Source organism: Inquilinus sp. 2KB_23, assembly GCF_052115705.1.
In the GTDB taxonomy this organism is placed as follows: Bacteria; Pseudomonadota; Alphaproteobacteria; order DSM-16000; family Inquilinaceae; genus Inquilinus; species Inquilinus ginsengisoli_A.
Map to the genome: position 1 here is coordinate 1 of NZ_JBFRHF010000083.1, position 951 is coordinate 951.

The window sequence follows — 951 nt, forward strand, 5'->3', positions numbered from 1 at the left end:
CGCGGCCTAGGAAGTCGAGGACGCCGTCGGGGCGCCAGCGGGCGAGGTCGCCGGTGCGGTACATGCGGGCGCCGGGAGGCCCGAAGGGGCAGGCGACGAAGCGCTCGGCGGTCAGGCCCGGGCGGTTGAGATAGCCCCGCGCCAGACCCGCCCCCGCGATGTACAGCTCCCCCGGCACTCCCGCAGGCACCGGATGCAGCCCACCGTCCAGCACATACACACGCGTGTTGGGCAGAGGCCGGCCAATGGGGACGACTGTTCCTTGGAGGCCGGACACGTTGCATCCAACCACGTCAACGCAAGTCTCGGTGGGACCGTAGAGATTGAGGATCTGTTTCGGCTGAAGCCAAGAAGAACCGAGTCGCAACAGTAAATCGAGAGAGAATGCCTCGCCACCAATCAGCAGTTGGTCCAGCTCCGTGATCTCTACATTTGAATCCAGCAGTTGAAGGAGCAGGGTTGGAGTCACGTTCAAAACAGAAACCGCGTGTCGACGTATGAGCCTCGATAGCTGCTGGCCGTTGACGCGATCTTCATCAGAGACCGGAACAACGCCACCGCTATGTGTCAGTGGCAGTAAAATCTGTTCGAGCGAGGGATCGAAGCCGATGCTCGTCGTCCAGGCGACGAACTTCTTCGGGCCGAGCCCGATATCAGCACCTAACGTTAGGAGCTTGTTCGTTAAACTTCGATGTGAGACCACCACGCCCTTTGGAGTTCCGGTGGAGCCGGAGGTGTAGATGAGATAGGCGGGGTGGAGGGGTTGGAGGGGGTGCAGGCGGGTGTCGTCGGTGGGGTTGGTGTCGGGGGAGCGTTCGAGCTGGGCGAGGAGTGCGGTGTCGTCGAGGCGGAGGAGCGGGGCGGTGTCGGGCAGGGCGCGGCCGGCGGTGCCGGCGGTGAGGACGAGCCTGGGGTCGGCGTCCTTGAGCATGAAGGCGAGGCGCTCGGGGG

The 951-nt window shown here is 64.1% G+C and carries 1 protein-coding gene; it reads right to left on the bottom strand.

Annotated elements, in window-relative coordinates; translation table 11 throughout:
* Nucleotides 1-931: AMP-binding protein (locus tag AB4112_RS35985; RefSeq protein WP_441727267.1), on the bottom strand; the 931-nt coding region annotated here is incomplete at its 3' end.
* Between the last annotated feature and the right edge of the window lie 20 nt (nt 932-951).